The following is a 16,043-nucleotide window of genomic DNA, read 5'->3' as shown; positions in this document are numbered from 1 at the left end:
AGGGAGAGCGCATGTGGACGCGGATATCGTCATAGTCGGATCGGGCAGCGCGGGGGGCGTGCTGGCCGCGCGCCTTAGCGAAGACCCGAGTTTGCGGATCCTCCTGATCGAGGCAGGCAAGGAGCGCTCGTCCAGCCTGTTCGTCACGATGCCAGCCGGATCCTTCGCGATGATGGGTCGCGGCGGCTTCGACTGGACCTACCGAACCGCACCTGACCCGAGCATAGCCGACCGGATGATGGGCTGGTCCGGCGGCAAGATGCTGGGCGGGTCGAGCGCGATCAACGGCATGGTCTATGTGCGCGGCAACAGCCGGGACTATGATCGCTGGGTTTCGGCTGGAGCGGACGGTTGGGACTGGCTGACCATGCTCACTTATTTCCGCAAGGCCGAAGCCTATCAGGGGCCACCGTCGCAATGGCATGGCGCGAACGGCCCTTTAATAGTCGGTCGCTCCAATGCCCGGCATGAACTGAGCGATGCAGTGATCGAAGCCTTTGTCGGCAATGGTGTGCCGCATCTGGACGAGTATTGCGCGGGCGACCAGTTTGGGGTCTACGACATTCTGACCACCGCCTATGGCGGACGTCGGCGCAGCGTCGCGAACACCTATCTGGCCGCAGCGCGTAAGCGGCCCAACCTCACCATCCTGACAGAGGCGATTGCAGACCGGGTGTTGATCGAAAACGGGTGTGCGGTCGGCGTGCGCATCCTTCGCGATGGCAAAACTACCGACATTCTCGCGCGCGAAACTATCGTGTCAGGCGGCGCGATCCAGTCGCCGGCCATCCTGATGCGATCAGGCATCGGCCCAGCGGCACACCTGGCCGACATGGGCATTTCGGTTGTCGCAAACCTGCCCGTAGGCCGCAATCTTCAGGAACATTGCGGCATGTCGATGAGCAAGCTGGTTGACGTGCCGACCTATAACAGTCCCTTTGGCCCTTGGACTATCGGCAAGAATTTGGTCCGGTGGATGGTGACGAAGAAGGGACCGATGGCGTCGGCCGCCGTGCATGTGATGGCGGGGGTCAAATCCTCACCGGATCTGGAGGAAGCCGACATTACCGTCAGCTTTATCCCGCTCGCCATCAATTTCGACGCAGGCGTGCCGAAAATGCACGACAAGCCTGGCATTACCATTGGCGGCAACTGCATGCAGCCCGATAGCCGGGGGGAGATCCGGCTTGCCAGCACCGACCCCCACGACAAACCACTGATCGACCATCGCTTGCTAGGCGACGAGCGGGACATGGCGCGGCTGATCTCGTTCGGCAAAGTGCTGGACAGGGTTTTCCGTACCGAACCGCTGGCGAGCCATGTTGTGGGAGACAATTTCCCCGCGCATACGCCGCAGAGCGACGCTCAGTGGGAAGCACTGGTCCGGGAGACTGCTGGGATCGGTTATCACCCCGCTGGCACATGCCGCATGGGGGGAGCCGACGCTGTGCTCGATCCGCGCTTGCGCGTGCGCGGCGTCGGGCATTTGCGCGTAGTGGATGCGTCGGCCATGCCGAACGTTGTGTCCGGCAACACCAATGCCGCGACCATTGCGCTCGCCGAGCGCGCCGCCGAACTGTTTAGGGAAGATATGGCGGCGGGTTGAACGGCTACGCCAAATCAGGCTGGTCAGGGACGTGAGCCCTGGCGCAGCATCGCTGCCCGATTGCCCACGCGCACGACGACCAGATGCATCCCCGGTACGGTATAGTCTGCGAAGCCCGCGAAGTCCTCACGCTGGGCAGCATAGCGCACGCGGATATAGGTTTCCTTCGCCTAGTAGCGTGACCCTGCCCACGGCAGGATCGTCCGCCTCCACCGTCACCGAACGAGGCGTCACCGCCGTCACCGTCGCAGCGAAGGTACTGAGTCGCGCCGCCGCCTGGACGCGCGTGTCGAACGAGATGCGCAGGTGGTCCGACCGGTTCGGCATGCCGCCATGGGGGTAGGGATGCACCACCAGAAGGTCGTCTGGATCGTAATCGATGGTTGTCCAGCTGTCGGGACCAATCGTCGGCGGGAATAGGAAAGGGATTAGCCTTGCCCAGATTGTGCAGATGGCCCCTGCGATGCTGGCCTACTGCGATCATCAGCCCGCCTACTGGCGCGGACATGGGACCGGCGGAACCCAGAGCGGCTTATAATCCTGGAGAAGCGGTCCTGTGGATCATCGTGACCGGGCCGTGGAGCGGATAAAGCCGATATTGGACGATCGGCACCATGCAGGCCGGCTCACCCAATATCTTCGCAAGCATGGCTTGGTTCGCGAGATAGGCAATCAGGCGGCTCGAAATGCCGGCGAAGGCCGGGTCTTCCTCGCTGCGTGAAACATGGGCCTTGCCGGTCCATCGGCCCTGCACGTCGCCCGTCTCGATCAGGCCATATTCCTCGGCTGCTACGGTCAGTATCGCCCCGCGCGCCGCCGCCGCCGACCGGGGACCGAGCACGTTGCGAAAGAAAAGGTAGCCATTCTGCGAATAAAAGCGTTCCAGCGCGTCATGGTCTCCGAGCAGACGATTACAGTTTTCAAAAGTCCGCGTCCGCTGGATGGCGAGCGCATCGATATACTCGGCATCGAGCCGGTTGAGCGTAAGCGCGTTCATCTGTTCGATCCTCTTCCTGGAGCGGCGCCTTGTCGGCGTCCGGTCCCGATATACGCTCATCCGGGGCGTCAGGGGCGGATAGAAACTCCCGCTAAGCGGATATTTATGTTTGCCTATGCAGCGCCCGCCAAGCCGACGCACTCTGGCCAGTGGCACGTTGAAACATCTGCCGGAACAGGCATGCGTCGCTGTAACCCACCGCGAAGGCGATGCTTTCGATCGAACGGTCCGAGCTAATCAGCATACGCTGCGCCGCTGTGAGGCGCAGCCCGAGATGGGCCGACGGCGTTATCCCCTACGCCTTGAGGAAATGCCGGATCAGCACGGCCGGGGTCACCGCAAGGTCGCAGGCCTGCGCGGCGAGCGAGACCGGCCCGGTAAAATCCTGCTTCAGCCGCCACCGCGCGGCGGGGATCGCCGTCTGGCCCTCCAGCCCCGCCGCCATCGGCAGAATGACAGCCGCACCGCTGGCGGCGATCGGCATGCCTCTCGCTCCGGCTTCGCTCAACCAGTCGATCAGGGTTCCAAGGTTATCGAGCCGAGCGCGTAGCGCCGCCGGGTCGCCCACCCGAAAGCCGGGAACCCATGCCATGTCGAACCGATCGGATCGTGCGACCGCGCCGTCGACCTGCAACGTTGCATGGCTGTGGAGCGGCACATCCGTGCCGTCTAGGGATAATAGGCTAAGCCGCAGGGCCGGTGGCTCGCCAGCCAAAAACAATCGACCAAAGGCGCCAAGCTAGCCATGAAGGTGCCGGGCAGGACGATGGCGGCGACATGGACCATGCGCCCGGCCGGCTACGTCTTGCGGCCGCCCGTCAACGCGCCGTGCCGCGTGTCACAGGGATCAGTGCGCCGCTGATCGATCGCGCGGCGTCCGACACCAGGAAGCGGATGACGTCGGCCACTGCCTGCGGCTGAACCCAGTTGGCGGTGTCAGCGTCCGGCATGTCGGCCCGGTTGGTTGGCGTATCGATGATGCTGGGCAGGATGGCGTTGACAGTGACGCCGCTGCCCGCCAGCTCAATCGCGAGGCTTTCGGTCAGGCGGTGGACTCCCGCCTTTGACGCGGCATAGGCGCCCATGCCGATATCGGCCTTCACCGCTGCGCCAGCCCCGATGTTGATGATCCGTCCGTCACCTCCCGCCTTGAGCGCCGCCAGCGCCGCCTTCGTCATGGTCGAGGCGGTGACCACATTCATGGCGAACATCCGTTGCCAACTGTCGATGCCGCCACCCTCCAGCGTCTCCCAGGTGAAACCGCCGGCGATGTTTACCAACGCGTCAACGCCGCCGAACGCAGCGCGAGTCGCTTCCACCGCGCGGGTGCAGGCATCTGCATCGGTCAGGTCGATATCAGGCAGGTCGATCGCGCCCTCCAGTGCCTCGGGCGCGGTAGACGCGAAATCGACCCGGGCTACCCGATCCCCCCGTGCCGCGAAGGTGCGGGCGACGACACGGCCCAGAGCCCCGAAAGCGCCGGTCACGATTATGCTGCGTGAAGTCATGGTGAACTCTGGTCTCCGCAAGGTACTTTGGCCCACCATAATCGCTGACGGCCGCCCTCGCCAGAGCAGAGGCTGCGGAGCGGGGCAGGCATCATGGGTGGGATCAATGCCGACCGCGCATGGACCATCATGCCGCTTCCATGCATCCTTCGGGCAAAATTGCGCAGGTTCGGGCCATTGGCAATCCTGACGGTACGATATAACAATGACAGGGAGAGTATCGATGGGTTTGAGCGATGAGATTAATGCGTGCTTTGGCCTGAGTGGCAAAACTGCGGTCGTGACAGGCGCGGCCACCGGCATCGGCCGGGAAATCGCCCGCCTGTTCCATGCCGTTGGCGCAACCGTGATCGGCGCGGACAATAATGCGCAGGATCTGGCGAGCCTGCCAGAGCAATGCCCCGGCGCGGTGACCGTCGCCTATGACCAAAGCGACCCCGCATCGATCAAGGCGCTATTCGGCCAGGCAGACGAGGTCGCCGCGCCGATCGACATATTGGTCAATTGCGCGGCCATCTACCCACTATGCCCGTTTGAGGAGGCCGACACGGCCTTCCTCGATCGCTTGCTGGCAATCGACATCCGCGGTCCATTTCAGTGCACGCAAGAAGCGGTAAAGCGGATGAAAATCGACCGGCGAGGCGGCTCTATCGTCAATATATCATCGGTTAATTCGCTGCGCGCGCTGATCTACGACAATATCCATTATGGCGTGGCAAAGGCGGGCATCAACAACCTTACCATTTCGATTGCGCTGGAATATGGCGAGTTCAACATCCGCTCGAACGCGATCCTGCCCGGCGGTGTGGCAACCGAGCAGGCCGGCAAGTCTGTCGAGGGTCACTCGTTGCGCGGCCCGATACTCCAGCCTGGGCGGATTCCTCTGCACGGCACATCCTGTGATCCCAGGGACATTGCGCGCACGGCTTTGTTCCTGTCCAGCGACGCCTCGACTTTCGTGACCGGACAGCTCATAGCGGTCGACGGCGGTTTCCTTATCAGCTGAGGATCGCCCGATATAAGGATCGATACCATAGCCGCCACCGCCACCGCCGCCCCGCTACCGTCTTTGACCGAGACGCCCACCAGCGCCGAACGCACGCGACGGCGGCGGCGCACGCGGGAGGATGTGGTCGAACGCATCTGCGGCGCGGCGCGGCAGCTGTTCTCCGAACGAGGGTATCACGGCGCAACCACACGCGAAATCGCGCGGGTGGCGGACGTGTCGGAAACGCTGCTGTTCCGCTATTATGGTAGCAAGGCGGCGCTGTTCGACGAGGTGGTCTGTGCGCCCTTCAACGATATCATGCAGACCTTCCTGAAGGACTGGCGGGAGCTGTCGCAGGACGATCTTCGCAAGACGCGGCAACATCATATATTCCAGTCGATCAGTGATCTGTTCGAAAAGAACCGAATGCTGTTCACGGCGCTATTGTCGGCGCGGGGAATGGATCCGGAAGATACCGGGCCGCTGCCGTTCAACAGCCTGCTGTCCTTTTTTCGTGAGGGCACGCGTGAGCAGCTGGTCGCCTATCGAGAACGTGGGGAAGAACCGACGATAGACATTGGGCTGGGCGTCCGGCTTGCCTTCGGTATGCTCGCGGCATCGGTGTTGTTCAACGACTGGCTGTTTCCTGATGAACGCCCTGCACAGGCGCATATCGTGCAGACTTTGGAAACGATGGTCAGCCGGGCACTTGATCCGTCGGGAGCGCGTTGACCAAAAGCCACAGTCATCCTATGTAGTAAAAACTATATAGAATGAGGACCAAGATGGCGACGACATTCCGAATCGAGGAATTTGCGGATAGTAGCTACGATCCGTTCATGGCCGACGCCGTGAATTTCGGTGACGATCTCGATCCGTATCCGCGTATTCATGCATTGCGCGTACAGGGCGCGGTCATCCCCGGCTGCTATCGAGAAAATATGGGCTATCCCAGTTTCTACGGGACCATGCCGCAATTCACGGTATTGGGCGCGAAGGAAGCCGACGAGGTGCTGCTCGACACCAGCCGCTTTTCCAACGCCAGCTACCGGCCCAGCATTGGCGCGACCTTTGGCTTGGGCAGCATCAGCACCATGGACAATCCCGAACATGGCCGCTGGCGCAGGCTTTTTCAAAAAATCTTTCTGCCGCAATATGTGCGGACATGGGGTGAGACCATTGTCGACCCGGCGGTCGATGACCTGATGCGCACCTTCTTGCCACGCGGAAAAGCCGACCTGATCGATGAATTTACGCTGCGCTACCCATTCGAAGTCATTTATCGCCAGCTTAACCTGCCGCGCGAAGACGTGCATGTCTTTCAGCGGCTGGCGATCGGCCAAACGGATTATGTCCATATGGACAGGGCGCAGGAAGCCAGCGTCAAACTTGGCATCTATTTCAAGGGTCTTGTAGAGGCGCGTCGCGCCGACCCTGGTGACGATTTGGTCAGTTTGCTGGCGACGACCGAAGTGGACGGAGAATATCTGCCTGAACTGGTTCTGATATCCTTCCTGCGTCAGCTGATGAACGCGGCTGGCGACACCACCTATCGCGGGACCAGCGTGCTGCTGACGCAATTACTATTCAATCCCGATCAACTGGATGCGCTGCGCGATAATCGCGACCTCATCCCGCAGGCGATTGAAGAGGCGCTGCGTTTCGACGGGCCGGTGCTGGCGCAGTTGCGCATGGCGAAGGTCGATACCGAATTGGGCGGCGTCGCCATTCCCGCCGGCGCTTATCTCGACGTCATGGCGGGAGCGGTAAATCGCGATCCGTCCATTCATGCCGATCCGGACAGGTTTGATATATTCCGCCCCAAAAAAGCGCATCATTCCTTTGCGCGCGGCCCGCACATCTGCGTAGGCCAGCATCTAGCCCGGGTCGAAATGACCCGCGCCTTGCACGCGGTGCTGGACAAGCTGCCCAACCTGCGGCTCGATCCAGACGAGCCAGCGCCCGAGATCCGCGGTCTCATAATGCGCGTGCCTCGTCATCTTCACGTGAAATTCGATTGTTAGGGGTCGGCGCCCTTGCGATCATGTGAGTGATGGCACGGTTCTGTCGATTGCATGGCGGCGCTTGCTCCGTCACGCTGCGCATTAATTGTACATCAAGGCTGCGGCGACGGCCAAGGATCAAGGAGTAGGTACGATGTCTGCAGCAGCGCCATTCGACGAGGAGTTCGATCTCGTCATCATCGGGTCGGGCGGCGGTTCCATGCCTGCAGCACTCGTCGCCAAGCAGCATGGCAAGCGCGCCGTCATTCTGGAAAAGGAAGACAAGGTCGGCGGATCGACCAGCTATTCGGGTGGCGTCTGGTGGGTGCCCAACAACAACCTGTTGAAAGAGGCTGGCATTCCCGACAGCTATGAAAAGGCGCGGGAATATTTCGATAATGTCGTGACCTACAAAGGGCCGGGCGTTACCCCACAGCGCCGCGACGCCTTCCTGAAGGCCGCCCCGCGCATGATGGAGTATCTACGGGGCCATGGTCTGAAAGTCCGTCGTCCAATCAACGATTGGCCGGACTATTATGACGATGCGCCGGGCGGACTGCCGCAGGGCCGATCGCTGCTGCCGGAACCGTTGAATCTCAAGGAACTGGGTGAGGCGGCCGATCATCTCGCGCTCTATGGGCCGCTTGTGGGCATGCCGATATCGTCGGATCAGTTTCCGGTCCTGTTCCTTCACAAGCGTACGTGGAAGGGCAAGCGCAAGGCGATGCGTTATGTGATGCTGACGCTGCGCGACAAACTGCTGGGCCGCGTCACCGTCGCAAATGGCGGTGCGATTCAGGGACGGATGTACCAGATCGCCCTGCGCGAAGGGCTGGATATCCGCCGCAGCACGCCGGTCACCGACTTCATCGTCGAGGATGGACGCGTCGTTGGCGTGATCGCTCAGCGTGACGGTCGGCAGGTGAGGATCCGCGCGCGCGACGGCGTCATCGCCAATGTCGGCGGATTTTCCCACAATGTCGATTTCCGCGCGCAGGTGACGAACGGGCCGGTCGGCTCCACCAATGCCAATCCGGGCGACACGGGAGAGGTGATTCAGCGCATGATGGACCTGGGCGCGGCGACCGACTGCCTGGACACCGCCTGGTGGGTCATTACCTCCCATGCCACGGACGGCACCTGGCCCGAGGGTTCCTATTGGACCACCGGGCAATTGCTGCCCTTCATGCACCATCTGGACCTCAGCCTGCCGCACTGCATGATGGTGGACCAGAATGGCAAGCGCTTCGCGGACGAAGCGGGCGCCTATATGGAGATCGGAGAGCGCATGTATCGGCGCAACCAGGAGACCGGCGGCAAGGCTATTCCGGCCTGGACGATATTCGACGCGCGCCATCGTGCCCGCTATCCATGGGGATCAACGCTGCCTGGGCAGAAGACGCCGCAGCAGTGGATCGACAGCGGATATATGAAGACCGCCGATACGCTGGAGGACCTTGCCGCGCTGTGCGGTATCGACGCCGCCGGGCTAAAGGCGGAGGTCGAGCGCTTCAACGGCTTCTGCCGCACTGGCGTGGACGAAGATTATGGACGCGGCTGCCGCGCGTTCGACAGGGCGCATGGCGATCCGACGGTGAAGCCCAATCCCAATCTGGGCGCGATCGAGCAGGGGCCGTTCAGCGCCGTAGCCATGTATCCTAATGATGTCGGCACAGCCGGCGGCGTCGTGGCGGACGAATATGCCCGCGTGCTGCGAGATGACGGATCGGTGATTTCGGGCCTGTATGCCATCGGCAATTCGACGGCGTCCGTGCTGGGCCGCTGCTACCCTGCGGCGGGGGCAAGCATCGGCGCGTCGTTCACCTTTGGCTATGTTGCCGCCCACCATGCATTGGGATCGAACCAATTGGCAGAAATCCTGGCCTGACGCGACGGCGGTCGGTCAAAGCGGGACCGACCGCCAATGTTGTCCGGCAATGCTGGTCATGTGCACACTTGCCCATGACATACGCATCTCAGCCCATCATTTGGGCGATCATTTCCTTGCGCAGCAGAGCGATGCGCGTGGGCGCGGGAACCTGTTCGGGAATGTTGGGCACAGGCTGGCCACGTCGGGCCGTCTCTTGGACCAGGCGCGCGAGCAACTTGTCCTTCACGTCATCGCGCGGCTGGATGACCTCCTTGGGATCCTTCATCATCGGTAGCTCAGGCAGCGCGCGCTCGACCAGCACCCAGGTCTCGCCGTTTTCGTGAACAGCCTCACCGACGAAAGTTTCCAGGCCCTGGAATGTCAATGTCGCCTTGCCCGTGGCGGACCATGGTGCACCCTTCGGCACATCGACGCGAAAGCGGTCGCCCGTCAACTCGCAAGAGCGCACACCGATGGGCAGGGGGAAGCCGTCCGTGTCGCACAACGTCAGATGGGCCGGTGCACCGCGCGCCAGCGCGCCTTGGGCCATAGACTGCCAGGGGCGCTGGTCCCATTTCGCAGCCGGGCTGGTCTTGCCGGGAGGGGCATGGTCGGATGCCGGGAAGACGAAGCCGGCAGGCGCTTTCCATACATGGGGGGCGACGTCCATCGCGCCCGCATTGTCCCACCACATTATCCGTTCGGGCGCTACTTCGATGATGATGCGGGTCCAAATACCAGACTGCCTGCCGCGCAACCTCCCACGGAAGGCCATAGCTGACCATATCGACGCCGGTTTCTGCGATATAGCGCTCCGCGTTACCCTGAAGATCAGCATCGCGCACCGCAGCCATTCCGCGAATCGACACCACCGGCTCGCCCGGCATCCCGTCCAGCAGCAGGCCGACCTTCGGATTGCGGCGCGCGCGTCCGGCCTTGGCGGGATAAGCAAGCCCCGTGGCGACGCCGATATGCGACAGGTCATCGTTCGGGAAGCAGTAGGTCGGCGTGTCGATCGGCACGTCCGCCGTACTGACCGTAGCGAATTGGGTGAAGACGCTGCGTTCGATCACGTCGATCACGGACTGGGGAAGGGCAAGCTTTCTCATGGGATTGTCCATCATGGTCGGCCGCAAGTCGGGTGCGGGGGCGTCACAGGCGAGCAGGATAGAAGGGCGGATCACACGCGCCTACCCCCTCCACCCACCTATCACATCGCCGATTTCCAGAGCGACGCTGGATGAAAGGCTGGTCATTGCGCAGCGCAGCGGGATCATGATGATGGCATAGACTGGTGGTGGAAATGATTGTGCATCAGATTGGGATAGGCAGGTCCATGACGGACCCTGTGATGACCCATAAAGCGGGCCGGAGAACGGTGCGATGACCGGCGCCGCGCGTCGGATAGTGACCGGTTTTGACGAACAGGGGCGATCGGCCGTGATCATCGACGGCCTTCCGCCTGCCGACTTGATATTCCGGATTCAGGCATCGGTGGCTATCTGCTATGGCAGACGCAGAAGAACCCGGTGAGCAACGAAGGATCGAGCGAGATGACGCTGATCATAGCAAGCGGAGAAGTCATCCTGCGCGCTGGTGACGCGCTATCCAGCAGGCGCTGCGACACGAGCAGATGACGACTTTGCATTAAGCTGACAATGAATTTAACATAATCTTTATTATCCATCTCGCTATCATCACCGTCTGATCGTATGGCCATGAAATTGAACACGGCATTCTTTTCTGTTTGCCTGAGAAAGGGTCAAGTCGGCCTCCCTCTTCACACTGATGACGGCCAGTTCGTCTTTGCCAGGAACCGCAGGGTCATCTGGCGCGCTATGCTGTCACACAGTCTGTGTCGACAGACAAATGCAGGAGACGATCATGAGCATTGAAGGCAAAGCCAAGGAAGCTGCAGGTTTCGTCAAGGAAGAACTTAACGAGCATGGCAAGTCGCCGGAAAGCCAGAAGAAGGCCCAGGAAGGGCGCGATTTGCGAAACGAGGGTCGCGCCGAAGATGGCAAGCCACCAAAGACGAGCGAACCTGGCACGGGACACTGATTAGCCACAATGCCCGCCCCCTTCGGGGCGGGCTTTTTGTTTCAGCATCACAGGAAACACCCATGTCAGACAGCGACCCAGAAACTCCGCGCGGCCCTTCCGGTGATGCGCGGCCAGACTCGTTCGATCCGCATGTTCAAAATGAAAGCGGTCAAGAGGCGCAGAAACTGGAGGACCGCCCGGCTGAAAGCACCAGCGTGACGCCCGAAGACTACCCTGAAGATCAAAGAGCCAAGGGCGCTTGATAGGGTTTAGTCACTGTCGCCAACGGTGCATCCAAAGGACCTTACCTTGTTAGATATTACGGACGTGGATGGTCAGCCCGATATTCCCTTGCCTTCAGCCGGACGTATTCAAAAATTGCTGTTTGAAGCGTCGCGCATTGGTCGGACCGAGATGGTTGTTCCGCTTTTGCAGGCGGGGGCAGATTTCGGCGCCGTTGATGACAAGGGCTACACCCCTCTGATCTTGGCGACTTACAACGGTCACCTCGACACGGCGTCAGAACTGCTTGCTGCTGGAGCGAACGTCGATCAACCAGATGGCGCCCGCGGCAATACCCCTCTCATGGGGGTAGCGTTCAAGGGGTATATCGACATTGCGGAATTCCTGTTAGCCGCCGGCGCAGACGTGAATGCGACCAACAAGGCCGGGCAGACCGCCTTAATGTTCGCTGCGTTGTTCGACAGGATGAAGATCGCCGAACTTCTAATCGCACATGGTGCGGCCCCCCATGTGTTCGATTTAGCCGGCAACAGCGCCATTTCCGTGGCCAGGGAACAAGGGAACGGTGTTATGGCTGCGCGGCTTGGTGACACCGCGTCTACCGATAATACTATCTCGTAGACGCCATCAGCATATTTGGCATTGCTGGATTGTAGCTGTGCTCATAACGATGATGTATGCATTTTCACGCTGTATCTCTCCCCTCGCCAGAAATGACAGGTTCGAATTGACCAGTAGTCCGTCCCGTAAGATCGCGGCGCCGATCGTGAGCGGTGCAGCGCCGGTGGACGCCGCCCCTACCCGTCAATCCATCAAAAGCGCTCAGACCCGAGGCCGTTTGGTTGAAGCGACTATCCAATGCCTTGTCGAGGTGGGCTATTCCGGCACGACCACGCCGCTGGTCGCTGCGCGAGCGGGATTATCCCGCGGTGCCATGCTTCATCACTTCGAGAACAGCGCCACTCTGATCCGCGCGACGATCGTTGAATTACACGAACGCCGCCTTCGCGCATTCCGCCGTTCCTCCGAAGTGAGCGAGCACGATCCTGCTGCGATCATCCCGGGTTATTGGCGTCAGGTTCAGAAACCGGCCTTCATCGCGTTTCAGGAATTGGCCCTTGCCGCACGTACGGACGCTCAACTGGCGCAGATCATGCACCCGTTGCAGGTTGAATACCGCGAGCGCTTCAATGCCGAGGCTCTGGCGCTTTTTCCCGAATGGAAATCCGAGCCGGAGCATCTGGCGCAGGCCATCGCCCTATCCCAGACTCTGATCGAGGGCATGGCGCTGAGCCTGATGACCGGAGCGCTGGATGAAGCCATGGTGCCATCATTGCTGGGCACGCTGGAAAGCCAGATCCGCGCACTCCACCCGCCTGCCTGATCAGTCGCGATTGCCGTAGGCGTCAAAAAACGATGGCGGCTTGGCGTAATAACTGGCGTCCATGCGACAATCCATCAGACCGGCGTCCGGAGCGATCACCTGTCCGGTGATGTTCAAAGCATCGTCGCTGGCGAGATAGGCGAAGGCAGCGGCAATTTCGTCCGCAGTCACTACCCGTCGCAACGGATTGCGTGCTTCCGCCGCTTTTCGCATGGCTTCGGCATCGCCATAAGCGATTTCGGTCATGCGGGTGGGTACGTTACCCGGCGCCACTGCGTTGACGCGTATTCCGTCTTCCGCAAGCTCTGCCGCAACGGAACGGGTGAGGCCGAGAACTGCATGCTTCGCAGCGGTATAGGCATGCGGGCCGAGAGCCACCATACCGGCGACGCTGGAAGTGGAGAGGATGACACCACTTCGTTGCGGCCGCATGACGCACGCCGCGTGCTTCATTCCGAAGAACACGCTGTTGAGCAATATCGCCATCGTATCGCCCCACGCGGCGGCATCGATCTCTTGAATGCGGCCGACGGCACCCAGCTGGCCTGCATTGTTTATCATGCAGTCCAGCTTGCCGTGCTCTGAGACGGCGTGTTCGATCAGCGCCTGTACGTCCGCCTCTCGGGTGACGTCGCATGTCAAAAAGGAACCGCCGAGTTCCTGCGCAAGCGCCATGCCTGCATCCTCACGGATGTCGCCGAGCACGAGCCTTGCTCCCTCAGCAGCGAAGCGCCGAGCGGTTGCTTCGCCTAGCCCGCTCGCAGCGCCTGTGATGACGGTGACTCTTTCGGACAGGCGGTTCAATTGAGATCTCCAGCTATCATCAATAGTGGTAAGTCAACTGCACCTGCACGGTGCGCGGTACGTTGGCATAGCCACGTTGATCGGCAAGGCGACCGGTCGCCAGACCCGTGCCCGAGCCAGTACCGGGTGAATCCAGCGCGCCGGAAATGACGAACTGATTGGTCAGGTTCTTGCCGATGACGGCCAGGTCCCACCCGGCTTTCGAACTCAGAGTGACCGATGCATCCAGATTGATATACTTGGGCTGCGTGGCGATCGGATTGTCGAACGGCGATGCGTTGTACCGGCTCGAATAGCGCCCGTCAGCCGACAGCGTGAGCGACATGTCGGGGCTAAGTTCCGCTTCGTAGCTCGTCCCGATCGCTGCAGTCCACCGTGGTGCGTTGGCGGTGGGACGTCCACTCAGGTCCTGAACCAGCAGGCCGCCATAAGGGCTGGCTGCCGTTGGATTGCATCCCTGCGCCGGCGTCTGCCCGGTGACGCATGGGGCGATGAATTCCACGTAGCGCGCTTTGTTGTAGTTAAGGGACCCACGGACGGACAGACCCGGCAGCGCGATGGGGGCCCACTCCGTAGAGATTTCGATACCCTTGGTGCGCGCGGAGCCGGCGTTTGTCGTCACGTACCGAAACGTCTGCGCCTCGAAGAAGTCGACCTGAAGATCGGTATACTCGTAGGTGTAAAGCGCGACGTCAAAACGCAGCTGGTTGTTGAATAGCGTCGTCTTCACGCCGCCTTCGAACCCCTTGGCCTTCTCCGGCTCAAAATCGAGATCCGCAGGGATGGATGCCTGCGTGTACGAGCTCTGGTTGGAAAAGCCGCCAGACTTGTAGCCGGTCTTGAAGCCGCCGTAGATGTTGACGTTCGGCACCGGCTTGTACGATGCGGTGATTTCCGGGCTCCAGTTGGTGAATGTCTGATCCGTATAGATCGGATCGTTCAGGCGATTGATCTGCCCTGCCCGGTTGACGGGGTGCACGAAGAAGCTGTCCTTCGTTTCATGAGTATAGCGGATGCCTGCTGACAGTTCGAGTTGCGGCACGACTTTCCAGGTGACCTGCCCGAACGGCGAAATCGTTTCACCCTTGGTGTAGGAATCCTTGCCGAACGCCACGTATTCCCACTCCGGTCGTTGCGCGCTGTCGCGCACATTACCGGAATAGACGAACTGATCAGAGTCCAGCTTGGTTTTCTGATACAGGACGCCAACCATAAGGTTGAGCGGACCGTCGAGGTTGGTCTGAGCGCGAAGTTCCTCTGAGAATGCCGTCCACTTCTCGCGCGATCCGACGTAGATCTGGGTCGTGCGCTGCTGATAGTCGCTGTCGGTCAGCCAGCGGTTGTTCTGATGCTGGAAATTGGTGGCGGACGTCAGCGTTACGTCACCCAACTGCCATTCCAGATTGTTGGTCGCCTGGAAGGATCGGTATTTGGTGTAAAGCTCGCCGTCCGACCTTGCGAAAGGAAAGTTCGCTGCGATTTCGGGCGGCATCTGGTTGTGGTAGTATTTCCAGTCGCGCTTGCAGGGAACGCCGGGTTGCAACGTGCTGAAGCCGGTGGCGCAGGAGAACACGATGTTGTTCCAAGCACCGTCGTTGGTGGTGGACTGGTTCGCCGAAACCTTGAACGTGTTGGTGATCGCGTCGGTGGGTTGCCACTTCAGCGTCACGCGGCCGACCAGTTCGCCTTCCTTGGGCGATCGCCGGTCCGCTGGTTGCGCCGTAAAAGTCTGCACCGGCCCGCCTGCCACGTCCGTGACGTTGAAGGTGACGGGTGTGGCGTAGTTCCGGGAATAGCCGCCGAACATCTTTGATCCACGAAGTGCAACGCGGATGCCGAGGGTGTCCGTCAGCGGCGCTGAGATCATCTGTTCGATGTATGGACGCTTGGCCCGGAATTCATAACCCAAGCGCGTCGATGCTTCGAACGTCGAGCCGGGATCGGCGGTCGTGATCGATATGACGCCCGCCGTGGCATTCTTGCCGAAGAACAGCGCCTGCGGGCCTTTCAATACTTCGATACGGGATAAATCGAAGAAGCCCTCGTTCAGGATACGACCGCTGGCGTAATAGATACCATCGACGATGACCGCCGTGGAAGACTCGATACCAAGCGCACTTGCAGGTGTGCCGATGCCGCGCAGGGAAATCTGCGCTCCAGAACCTGTCGTGGCGCGGCCTACCACCAGGTTAGGCGTGGTCGCTGCAATCCGCTCAATATTGGAAATGTCCTGGCGGGCGATCTGTGCGGGCGAATAGGCGGTGACCGCAACGGGGATGTCCTGCAGCGACTCCGTGCGTTTACGGGCAGTGACGACGATTTCTTCAAGACCGCCAACCGCAGCCTGTGGTGCAGCATCCTGAGCCAGCGCCGGCGCGGCAAAAACCACTGCTGAAACTGACGCCATCAGTCCGATAGTCAAGCCACCTCGACGCGTGCTCTGAAGGTTCATCATGCTCTCTTCTCCCCATCGTGCTCTTCGCAAGGAAGGCCGACTTATTTTACGATGACGACGATCTATTCGCGCCGACCTACGCCAGCGCGAAGGAAGTTTCGCCTTCATCTCAATCCCCCGGCGTTCGTGATTCGCATCAACG

The 16,043-nt window shown here is 60.8% G+C and carries 19 protein-coding genes; 11 read left to right on the top strand and 8 right to left on the bottom strand.

Annotated features, from left to right (window positions below; translation table 11 throughout):
- Nucleotides 1-13 precede the first annotated feature (13 nt).
- A complete protein-coding gene (locus ACZ1JM_RS01570; protein ID WP_465132348.1) occupies nucleotides 14-1,606 on the top strand; it encodes a GMC family oxidoreductase in 1,593 nt (530 codons plus the stop codon).
- Between the two features lie 23 nt (nucleotides 1,607-1,629).
- Here the strand turns inward: ACZ1JM_RS01570 and ACZ1JM_RS01565 are convergent, their stop codons facing one another.
- A complete protein-coding gene (locus tag ACZ1JM_RS01565; protein ID WP_465132347.1) occupies nucleotides 1,630-1,755 on the bottom strand; it encodes a hypothetical protein in 126 nt (41 codons plus the stop codon).
- A gap of 29 nt (nucleotides 1,756-1,784) precedes the next feature.
- Between ACZ1JM_RS01565 and ACZ1JM_RS01560 the strand changes: the two genes are divergently transcribed.
- Nucleotides 1,785-1,949 (top strand): hypothetical protein, encoded by a 165-nt coding sequence (locus ACZ1JM_RS01560; protein WP_465132346.1) that lies wholly within the window; start codon nucleotides 1,785-1,787, stop codon nucleotides 1,947-1,949.
- A 189-nt stretch (nucleotides 1,950-2,138) separates the two neighbouring features.
- Here ACZ1JM_RS01560 and ACZ1JM_RS01555 read toward each other — a convergent pair whose 3' ends face one another.
- The 4 genes from ACZ1JM_RS01555 to ACZ1JM_RS01540 all read right to left on the bottom strand — a co-directional run bounded on the left by ACZ1JM_RS01555 (nucleotide 2,139) and on the right by ACZ1JM_RS01540 (nucleotide 4,111).
- Nucleotides 2,139-2,603 carry a phytanoyl-CoA dioxygenase family protein gene (locus ACZ1JM_RS01555; protein WP_465132345.1) on the bottom strand — a complete coding sequence of 155 codons (465 nt, stop codon included), beginning with the start codon at nucleotides 2,601-2,603 and terminating at the stop codon, nucleotides 2,139-2,141.
- Between the two features lie 103 nt (nucleotides 2,604-2,706).
- Nucleotides 2,707-2,871, bottom strand: coding sequence for a helix-turn-helix domain-containing protein (locus ACZ1JM_RS01550; RefSeq protein ID WP_465132552.1), 165 nt, complete (start codon nucleotides 2,869-2,871; stop codon nucleotides 2,707-2,709).
- 27 nt (nucleotides 2,872-2,898) lie between these two features.
- Nucleotides 2,899-3,261 (bottom strand): type 1 glutamine amidotransferase family protein, encoded by a 363-nt coding sequence (locus ACZ1JM_RS01545; RefSeq protein WP_465132344.1) that lies wholly within the window; start codon nucleotides 3,259-3,261, stop codon nucleotides 2,899-2,901.
- 160 nt (nucleotides 3,262-3,421) lie between these two features.
- Complete coding sequence (locus ACZ1JM_RS01540) at nucleotides 3,422-4,111, bottom strand: SDR family NAD(P)-dependent oxidoreductase (RefSeq protein ID WP_465132343.1); 690 nt, start codon at nucleotides 4,109-4,111, stop codon at nucleotides 3,422-3,424.
- Between the two features lie 223 nt (nucleotides 4,112-4,334).
- Here ACZ1JM_RS01540 and ACZ1JM_RS01535 point away from each other — a divergent pair, with 223 nt between their 5' ends.
- From ACZ1JM_RS01535 to ACZ1JM_RS01520, 4 genes are all read left to right on the top strand, one after another.
- Complete coding sequence (locus ACZ1JM_RS01535) at nucleotides 4,335-5,117, top strand: SDR family NAD(P)-dependent oxidoreductase (protein ID WP_465132342.1); 783 nt, start codon at nucleotides 4,335-4,337, stop codon at nucleotides 5,115-5,117.
- Between the two features lie 63 nt (nucleotides 5,118-5,180).
- Entirely contained in the window at nucleotides 5,181-5,831 is a 651-nt protein-coding gene (locus tag ACZ1JM_RS01530) for a TetR/AcrR family transcriptional regulator (protein ID WP_465132341.1), read from the top strand.
- 53 nt (nucleotides 5,832-5,884) lie between these two features.
- Complete coding sequence (locus ACZ1JM_RS01525; RefSeq protein ID WP_465132340.1) at nucleotides 5,885-7,123, top strand: cytochrome P450; 1,239 nt, start codon at nucleotides 5,885-5,887, stop codon at nucleotides 7,121-7,123.
- Between the two features lie 133 nt (nucleotides 7,124-7,256).
- Complete coding sequence (locus tag ACZ1JM_RS01520; protein ID WP_465132339.1) at nucleotides 7,257-8,990, top strand: FAD-binding protein; 1,734 nt, start codon at nucleotides 7,257-7,259, stop codon at nucleotides 8,988-8,990.
- Nucleotides 8,991-9,078: 88 nt separating this feature from the next.
- On the opposite strand, the gene ACZ1JM_RS01515 is transcribed toward ACZ1JM_RS01520, so the two are convergent.
- Complete coding sequence (locus ACZ1JM_RS01515) at nucleotides 9,079-9,642, bottom strand: hypothetical protein (protein ID WP_465132338.1); 564 nt, start codon at nucleotides 9,640-9,642, stop codon at nucleotides 9,079-9,081.
- 10 nt (nucleotides 9,643-9,652) lie between these two features.
- Between ACZ1JM_RS01515 and ACZ1JM_RS01510 the strand changes: the two genes are divergently transcribed.
- The 5 genes from ACZ1JM_RS01510 to ACZ1JM_RS01490 all read left to right on the top strand — a co-directional run bounded on the left by ACZ1JM_RS01510 (nucleotide 9,653) and on the right by ACZ1JM_RS01490 (nucleotide 12,642).
- Nucleotides 9,653-10,216: a hypothetical protein gene (locus ACZ1JM_RS01510; RefSeq protein WP_465132337.1), complete on the top strand. Its 564-nt coding sequence runs from the start codon at nucleotides 9,653-9,655 to the stop codon at nucleotides 10,214-10,216.
- A gap of 640 nt (nucleotides 10,217-10,856) precedes the next feature.
- Nucleotides 10,857-11,033: a hypothetical protein gene (locus ACZ1JM_RS01505; RefSeq protein ID WP_465132336.1), complete on the top strand. Its 177-nt coding sequence runs from the start codon at nucleotides 10,857-10,859 to the stop codon at nucleotides 11,031-11,033.
- A 62-nt stretch (nucleotides 11,034-11,095) separates the two neighbouring features.
- Nucleotides 11,096-11,278, top strand: a complete 183-nt coding sequence (locus ACZ1JM_RS01500) for a hypothetical protein (RefSeq protein WP_465132335.1) — start codon at nucleotides 11,096-11,098, stop codon at nucleotides 11,276-11,278.
- A 46-nt stretch (nucleotides 11,279-11,324) separates the two neighbouring features.
- Nucleotides 11,325-11,879, top strand: a complete 555-nt coding sequence (locus ACZ1JM_RS01495) for an ankyrin repeat domain-containing protein (protein WP_465132334.1) — start codon at nucleotides 11,325-11,327, stop codon at nucleotides 11,877-11,879.
- 145 nt (nucleotides 11,880-12,024) lie between these two features.
- Nucleotides 12,025-12,642 (top strand): TetR/AcrR family transcriptional regulator, encoded by a 618-nt coding sequence (locus tag ACZ1JM_RS01490; RefSeq protein ID WP_465132333.1) that lies wholly within the window; start codon nucleotides 12,025-12,027, stop codon nucleotides 12,640-12,642.
- Here ACZ1JM_RS01490 and ACZ1JM_RS01485 read toward each other — a convergent pair whose 3' ends face one another.
- Nucleotides 12,643-13,446, bottom strand: coding sequence for an SDR family oxidoreductase (locus ACZ1JM_RS01485; RefSeq protein ID WP_465132332.1), 804 nt, complete (start codon nucleotides 13,444-13,446; stop codon nucleotides 12,643-12,645).
- A 19-nt stretch (nucleotides 13,447-13,465) separates the two neighbouring features.
- Entirely contained in the window at nucleotides 13,466-15,901 is a 2,436-nt protein-coding gene (locus ACZ1JM_RS01480; protein WP_465132331.1) for a TonB-dependent receptor, read from the bottom strand.
- Between the last annotated feature and the right edge of the window lie 142 nt (nucleotides 15,902-16,043).

It is taken from the genome of Novosphingobium sp. BL-S-24 (genome assembly GCF_055521575.1).
The sequence above is the reverse complement of the archived record's forward strand: the minus strand, read 5'-3'. Positions and strand labels throughout refer to the sequence as shown.

Excerpts from the sequence above, each read along its gene's own strand:
- ACZ1JM_RS01555 (WP_465132345.1), bottom strand. The coding sequence starts at position 2,603 with ATGAACGCGCTTACGCTCAACCGGCTCGATGCCGAGTATATCGATGCG.
- ACZ1JM_RS01540 (WP_465132343.1), bottom strand. The coding sequence starts at position 4,111 with ATGACTTCACGCAGCATAATCGTGACCGGCGCTTTCGGGGCTCTGGGC.
- ACZ1JM_RS01535 (WP_465132342.1), top strand. The coding sequence starts at position 4,335 with ATGGGTTTGAGCGATGAGATTAATGCGTGCTTTGGCCTGAGTGGCAAA.
- ACZ1JM_RS01525 (WP_465132340.1), top strand. The coding sequence starts at position 5,885 with ATGGCGACGACATTCCGAATCGAGGAATTTGCGGATAGTAGCTACGAT.
- ACZ1JM_RS01520 (WP_465132339.1), top strand. The coding sequence starts at position 7,257 with ATGTCTGCAGCAGCGCCATTCGACGAGGAGTTCGATCTCGTCATCATC.
- ACZ1JM_RS01515 (WP_465132338.1), bottom strand. The coding sequence starts at position 9,642 with ATGGACGTCGCCCCCCATGTATGGAAAGCGCCTGCCGGCTTCGTCTTC.
- ACZ1JM_RS01505 (WP_465132336.1), top strand. The coding sequence starts at position 10,857 with ATGAGCATTGAAGGCAAAGCCAAGGAAGCTGCAGGTTTCGTCAAGGAA.
- ACZ1JM_RS01500 (WP_465132335.1), top strand. The coding sequence starts at position 11,096 with ATGTCAGACAGCGACCCAGAAACTCCGCGCGGCCCTTCCGGTGATGCG.
- ACZ1JM_RS01480 (WP_465132331.1), bottom strand. The coding sequence starts at position 15,901 with ATGATGAACCTTCAGAGCACGCGTCGAGGTGGCTTGACTATCGGACTG.